A 6000-nucleotide genomic window follows, 5' to 3' on the forward strand; every position below is an offset into this window, starting at 1 on the left:
CAGGGCGGGTAAGAAATCGCGGCACGGGCCAGATGATGCTCTCCGCCCTCAATGACGGATGAGACCGAACCGATGCGCTTCATCCAGCAGATGGCGAACAGAGGACGGTTGCCATTTTCGACCACCGCGCGCCGGCCGCTCTCCCATCTGATCTAGCTGGGCGGCAATATCGCGAAGCGATAGATCGGGATCGGCAATAGCAATAGCCGCCACGAGCTTCATCAGGTGATCTTCCGGCGCGCGGCGAGGCGAGCGAGCCAGGAGCTCGGGTTCGGCCAGTTTCTCACGGACCATACGATGAACGGCGCGGCGGAGACGCTCGATGGTCCAGTCGTGACCGCGGCGATTGAGCACCCGCACGACATTGTCCCAGCTATGTTGCGGCCGAAGTTGTCGCACTACCGGCAGCCACGTCTGCGCCGACGCAATGAGTTCATCGAGATAGAGTTTCTCCCGCGCTTGCGAGACTGCCTTGATTGCCTCCGGTCGCCGCTCTCGCAGGCCCGGGTTGCCAGGAAGTTTGCCGCGTGCCCTCGCCGCCTTGATTCCGGCTTTGGTGCGTTCGGCGATCAGAGCGCGCTCGAGCTGCGCGACGGCGCCAAGGACCTGAAGGGAAAACATTCCCTGTGGCGTCGAGGTATCGATTGGGTCACGTAGTGACCTAAAATGCACGCCGTGCTCCTCGAGGTCCTCGATCACGGACAAGAGATGACTCACCGATCTGGCCAGCCGATCGAGGCGGACGACGACGAGCACGTCGCCCGTGGTGAGTTCGCCGAGCAGCCGCGTCAACACCGGTCGAGCGCGCGATGCCCCGGAGCCGTGTTCCTGGTAGATCCGATCGCAGCCAGCGGCCCGCAATTCGTCCAACTGGGCATCGTGCACCTGGTCATCCGTCGACACGCGGGCATAACCGATCATCCGCTTGGGAGGTCGTTGTACGTTAGCTATTTGTCGCTTCGCCATCGCGCTTTTAATTGCCCCATTTCGGTGCTTTGTACAGATAAGCAATGCGTGAGAAAATGGTCCTTTGCAAGCGTGTTTTAGACATGAAATAGCGGCCCGCCAGACTCGGAATGCCGTTGCGAACGAGCAACCGAGCGTCGGCATAGGCAAATGCGCATCAGCGGGCTTCTGTGGCGGAAACTGCGGAAAAACAGCGGTTTTGGAGATGGCTGTGAGAGCAGGGGGCCGGCTGAGAGCCGCCGGCGCTCTATTTCGGAAAAGAGTGTAGGCCATATGCGCCGACGGCGGCCGTCGATTTTTGCGATGGGAATCCGGTCATCCCGGTCGAAATCGCGCGGAAAGCCCGGAAAACCCGTTGTTTCCAGTGATCCGGGACGACCGACATCGCTGTTTTGCGGCTTGAAATCAATCACGTCCGATAAGCGTCACTTATCGGAAGTGAAGCCTCGCGCAAAGCACCGTCATGGGCAACGGAAGCTAACGTGGTAATTGCTTCTAAAACGGAAAATAACAGCGGTAATTCAAATGGTTAAAGCGATGGAAACATCACGTACTCCACCAAGTTGGCAAGTTGGCACTAACGGGGGTCGGAACAAGATCTGTTCCGACCCCATATCGGCATGTTCTTGTTTCCAGTGCCAAGGCAGGCAACGCTCCAAGGAGGTCGACTTTATCTCGCCCGACACGGTGCGTTCAAGCACGTCGTTGAGCCACGTATAGGGATCGAGGCCGTTCAACTTTGCGGTGGTTAGCAACGAACCCAAAATGGCCCACGTCTCGGCCCCGCCATCGAAGCCGGGTTCATAATGCCGGGTTTCTGGCATTCAAATCCAAGGTCGCTTATCCCTTTCATCCACTGGTTGACCAAACCGTATTGGTAACCGGCAGCCATGAGCACGAAGGTGTTCATTATCTGCTGATTCGACAAGTCCATGGTGGCTCATTTCAAATCCCCGCATGGATGTTTGATCCTGCGGCAAGTTCGATCGAGATCGTAGCCGAGCCGCGCCTTTCGGCAACGAAGCTTATTGAACTGCGGGCTTTCATTGATTCTCTCGTACCCTGTCGCTCGGTGCAAGAAGCCGAAGGGATACGCCATGAGAAAGCAATTTCGCATGCAATTGGATCTGTTCGTGACAGCCCGGCCGATAGACATGAGCGACACCCAGCGCCGGGAAGCCTTAACACTCCTGCAACTGCTGTTGACAGAAGCGGCGTCAAAGCTGACCGGCAAGCGGGGCGCCGACGGCGGAAAGGAGGCGGGCAATGAGTAAGATCACCGCCGACCATCTTAGCCTTAGCGCCTTCGTCTACGTCCGGCAGTCGACGGCCTACCAGGTTGCCAATAATCTGGAAAGCCAAAGACGGCAGTACAGCTTAGTCGAGCGTGCTCGACAGTTGGGTTGGGAGACCGTCGAGATCGTGGACGATGACCTTGGACGATCCGGAGGTGGCACGGCCCGCCCGGGGTTCGAGAAGCTGTTGGCGGCGATATGTGAGGGCCGGGTGGGAGCAGTGGTATCGCTTGAGGCTTCACGTCTGGCGCGTAATGGCCGTGATTGGCACACCTTGCTGGAATTTTGTGGTCTGGTCGGCACTCTGATCGTCGATGAGGAGGCTCTATTTACGATCCGCGCTCGCCTAACGATCGTCTCCTTCTTGGCATGAAGGGCACTATGAGCGAGATGGAGTTATCCGTGTTTCGGCAACGATCCGTCGAGGCCATGCGCCAAAAGGCGCGGCGCGGCGACCTTCATCTCACCGTTGCCGTCGGATACGTGAAGACGGATGATGCCCGTGTCGAGAAGGATCCAGATCGGCGCGTTCAGGAGGGCATTCTGCTCGTCTTTCGCAAATTCGCCGAACTGCAGACCGTCCGCCAGGTGTTGCTCTGGTTCAGGCAAGAGAATGTCTTGGTCCCGTCTGTCATTCAAGGGCGGGGCAAACGGCCGATCGAGTGGAAAGCTCCGGTTTATCACACCCTTCATCACATACTGACAAACCCGGTCTACGCCGGCTCCTACGCCTATGGCCGGCGTGCAACACGTGTGATGATCAAGGATGGGCGCAAACGGGTCACCCGTGATACGTTGCGGCGTAATTCGAAGGACTGGGAGGTTTTGATCCACGACCATCATGAAGGCTATATTAGCTGGGCCGAGTTTGAAAGGAATCAGCATCTGATCGCCGAGAATGCGAATGGAAAAAGCTACATGGGACGAGGTTCGATAAGACGTGGCGAAGCTTTATTGCCCGGACTATTCCGCTGCGGTCGCTGCGGTCGCCGACTGCATATTCAATACTCTGGGAAAGGCGGCAATACGCAGCGATATGTTTGTCGCGGCACGTTCGGCGACCTGGCGGTCGGCAACTGTATCGGCTTCGGTGGCATGCGGGTCGATAGGGCCGTCGCGCAGGAGGTTCTCGAACGGTTGCAACCTCTCGGAATTGAGGCGGCCTTGCGAGCAATGGAGGCGCACACTCAGCGTCACAGCGACAAGCATCACCAACTCGAGAACTCAATCAAGCAAGCACAATACGAGGCTGCCCGGGCGCGTCGCCAGTATGACGCTGTCGATCCCGACAATCGGTTGGTCGCGGGCGAGTTGGAAAGGCGCTGGAATGAGAAGCTGATCCAATTGCGTGACCTAGAGATCGAGCTTGAGACGCTCTCGACCGACCGTGACATGCCCGCACTATCGACAGATGACCGTGCAAGACTGATGAAGTTGGGCAGCGACCTGGGGCAGGCATGGGACAACCCCAGTGTATCCACCGAGACGCGCAAAAAGATCATTCGGTTACTGATCACGGAAATTATCGTCGATATCGTCGACGACACATTGGCGATCATCATTCATTGGCAAGGTGGCGATCATACCCGGATGACAGTGAGGAAGAACAAGATCGGCCAGACCCGCTGGGCAGTTGAGGCTGATGTCGTTGATCTCGTGCGCGCTTTGGCCAGGCAATTACCTGATTTGTCAATCGCAGCGATCCTGAACCGTTCCGGCAAGCGGACCGGGCACGGCGCCAGTTGGACGCGAAGCCACGTCTGCAGTCTTCGCAACATCCATGGTATCTCCGTCTATCGAGAAGGTGAGCGGGTCGAACGCGGTGAGAGAACCCTCGATGAGGCCGCGGACATTCTGAAGGTAAGTCGAGCTACGGCCTATCGGATGGTCAGCAGCGGCGTCCTTCCGGCGCGCCAGCTATGCACCGGAGCGCCCTGGATCGTCCGAATTTCCGACCTCCAGCACGACGCCGTGCGCCACGAAGCCGATGCCAGGCGATCGCGGCGCCCGAGATCTCAGGATCTGGTTCAAAATCCCCTTTTATTATAAGGAGATCATCAGATGAGCAGTATGACGCGCCGCCGTCGCTGCCGGCGAAGAGACTGTTCTTTCTCGTGATCGTCTGGGGCCTGATGGCACGCTCAACGATGTTGCTGTCGAGCTCGATGCGGCCGTCGGTAAGGAAGCGTTCGAAGATGGAGCGACGCGAGGTGGCATAGCGGATCGCTTCTGCGAGCTTCGACTTGCCGGAGATCCGCGGCAGGGTCTTTTGCCACAGGGCGAAGAGCTCAGTGACAACTGCAGCAGATGTCGCCTGACGTGCCGCGACACGCGCGTCAGGGCTCTGCCCCCGGGCCGCCGCTTCCACCTCCCAGAGCTTTGCCATCAATTCCACCGTCTCGCTGGCTATCTTGGAGCTGTCCGAGGCGTGGAGTTCGTAGAACTTGCGCCTGCTATGGGACCAGCAGCCGGCCAGCATCACGCCGTCACTGCCGCCGTCAGATCGGGCAAGCTTGTTGTAGGCACCATGCCCGTCCACCTGAAGGATACCGCGATAGCCATTCAGATGCCGGGCGACGCGATCGCCAGCGCGGCTATCTTCGAAGCGATAGGCGACCATCGGCGGGCCACTACCGCCAAAGGGTCTATCATCCCTCGCATAAGCCCATAGCCAGGCTGTCTTTGCCGATCCGGATCCGGGCGCGAGCGTTGGCAATGTCGTCTCGTCCGCAAAGATGCGCTCAGCCTTCTTGATCTCGGCGAGGATGTAGTCGGCCAGGATATCGAGCTCGTAGCCGAGCTTGCCCATCCATTGGGCCATCAGCTTCCGGTCAAGCTCAACCTTGTCGCGTGCATAGATTGCCTCCTGTCGATAGAGCGGAAGGCCATCTGCATATTTCGAGACAGCGATCTGGGCGAGAAGCGCTTCCGTTGGAATGCCACCCTCGATGATGTGCGCGGGCGCGGCTGCCTGGATGACGCCGTCTTCGTTCTTGAAGGCATACTTCGGCCGCCGGGTGACGATGACGCGGAACTTCGCCGGCACGACGTCCAGTCGCTCCGAGACGTCTTCTCCGATCAGCACCTTCTGTTTGCCGATGTGTTCGTGCAGTTCATCCGGCTCGATCACCACTTCGACTCGTTCCAGATGAGGTGCAAAGCCCTTGCGCGGCCGGGGTGCACGTTTCGCATCGGGATCAGCGGCACCTTGTTTACCTTGGCTCGGATTGCCGAGATACCGGTCTCGATTTCCTAGAAGACAAAAGCCTGCTGCTCATCATCGATGCCCGGAGAGCCGAGCTTTTCCGATTGCCGGCCGAAGCGGGCGCGATCGAAGGCTTTCAGGATCTGGGTCAGTCGCTCGATGCGTTCGTCGGCATCGGCGTTTCTGGCTTTCAGGTCTGCGACCTCGCTCTCGAGAGCATCGGTGCGCGCTGCCTTCTCGGCCATGGCAAGGACCATGGCTTTCAGGGTCTCTACATCATCCGGGAGCTGTAGATCGGGCGGCGTCATGAGGCCTACCAGAGCACAATTTGCTCCGGTTTTCCTGCCTTTTCAGGCGGTTGATTCACTTCGCCGCAGCCCTTTACCCAACAATCTCCCGCGGCTTCACCGCCACTGAGCGCACCCGTTTCCAGTCCATGCCGTCAACGAGCGCCATGAGCTGAGCGTGATTGAGCTGCACCCGGTTGTGGCCGATCCGCGGCCAGCAGAACTGCGCCTTCTCCAACCGCTTGTA

Annotated in this window: 5 protein-coding genes and 3 pseudogenes; 4 read left to right on the forward strand and 4 right to left on the reverse strand. The window is 58.7% G+C overall.

Annotated elements, in window-relative coordinates; translation table 11 throughout:
- Window positions 1-48: 48 nt before the first annotated feature.
- Both BN77_RS27900 and BN77_RS32700 read right to left on the reverse strand, forming a co-directional pair.
- Window positions 49-966, reverse strand: coding sequence for a recombinase family protein (locus BN77_RS27900; protein ID WP_040678955.1), 918 nt, complete (start codon window positions 964-966; stop codon window positions 49-51).
- A 611-nt stretch (window positions 967-1577) separates the two neighbouring features.
- A pseudogene (locus BN77_RS32700) lies at window positions 1578-1763 on the reverse strand (transposase domain-containing protein); the annotation flags it as partial.
- 77 nt (window positions 1764-1840) lie between these two features.
- On the opposite strand from BN77_RS32700, the pseudogene BN77_RS35210 reads away from it, so the two are divergent.
- The 4 genes and pseudogenes from BN77_RS35210 to BN77_RS27920 form a co-directional block, all read left to right on the forward strand.
- Window positions 1841-1960 (forward strand): annotated as a pseudogene (locus BN77_RS35210) (hypothetical protein); the annotation flags it as partial.
- A 103-nt stretch (window positions 1961-2063) separates the two neighbouring features.
- Window positions 2064-2240 carry a hypothetical protein gene (locus tag BN77_RS35215; protein WP_155951253.1) on the forward strand — a complete coding sequence of 59 codons (177 nt, stop codon included), beginning with the start codon at window positions 2064-2066 and terminating at the stop codon, window positions 2238-2240.
- Window positions 2233-2634 (forward strand): recombinase family protein, encoded by a 402-nt coding sequence (locus BN77_RS35220; RefSeq protein WP_007538612.1) that lies wholly within the window; start codon window positions 2233-2235, stop codon window positions 2632-2634. Before BN77_RS35215 ends, BN77_RS35220 begins: the two co-directional genes overlap by 8 nt.
- Before the next feature lie 29 nt (window positions 2635-2663).
- Window positions 2664-4310, forward strand: coding sequence for a recombinase family protein (locus tag BN77_RS27920; RefSeq protein ID WP_244426268.1), 1647 nt, complete (start codon window positions 2664-2666; stop codon window positions 4308-4310).
- A 28-nt stretch (window positions 4311-4338) separates the two neighbouring features.
- Here BN77_RS27920 and BN77_RS27925 read toward each other — a convergent pair.
- Both BN77_RS27925 and tnpB read right to left on the reverse strand, forming a co-directional pair.
- Window positions 4339-5774 (reverse strand): annotated as a pseudogene (locus BN77_RS27925) (IS66-like element ISRel15 family transposase); the annotation flags it as partial.
- Between the two features lie 73 nt (window positions 5775-5847).
- Window positions 5848-5991: an IS66 family insertion sequence element accessory protein TnpB gene (tnpB, locus tag BN77_RS35990; RefSeq protein WP_007538614.1), complete on the reverse strand. Its 144-nt coding sequence runs from the start codon at window positions 5989-5991 to the stop codon at window positions 5848-5850.
- Window positions 5992-6000 lie beyond the last annotated feature (9 nt).

This window comes from Rhizobium mesoamericanum STM3625 (assembly GCF_000312665.1).
Taxonomy (GTDB): Bacteria; Pseudomonadota; Alphaproteobacteria; order Rhizobiales; family Rhizobiaceae; genus Rhizobium; species Rhizobium mesoamericanum.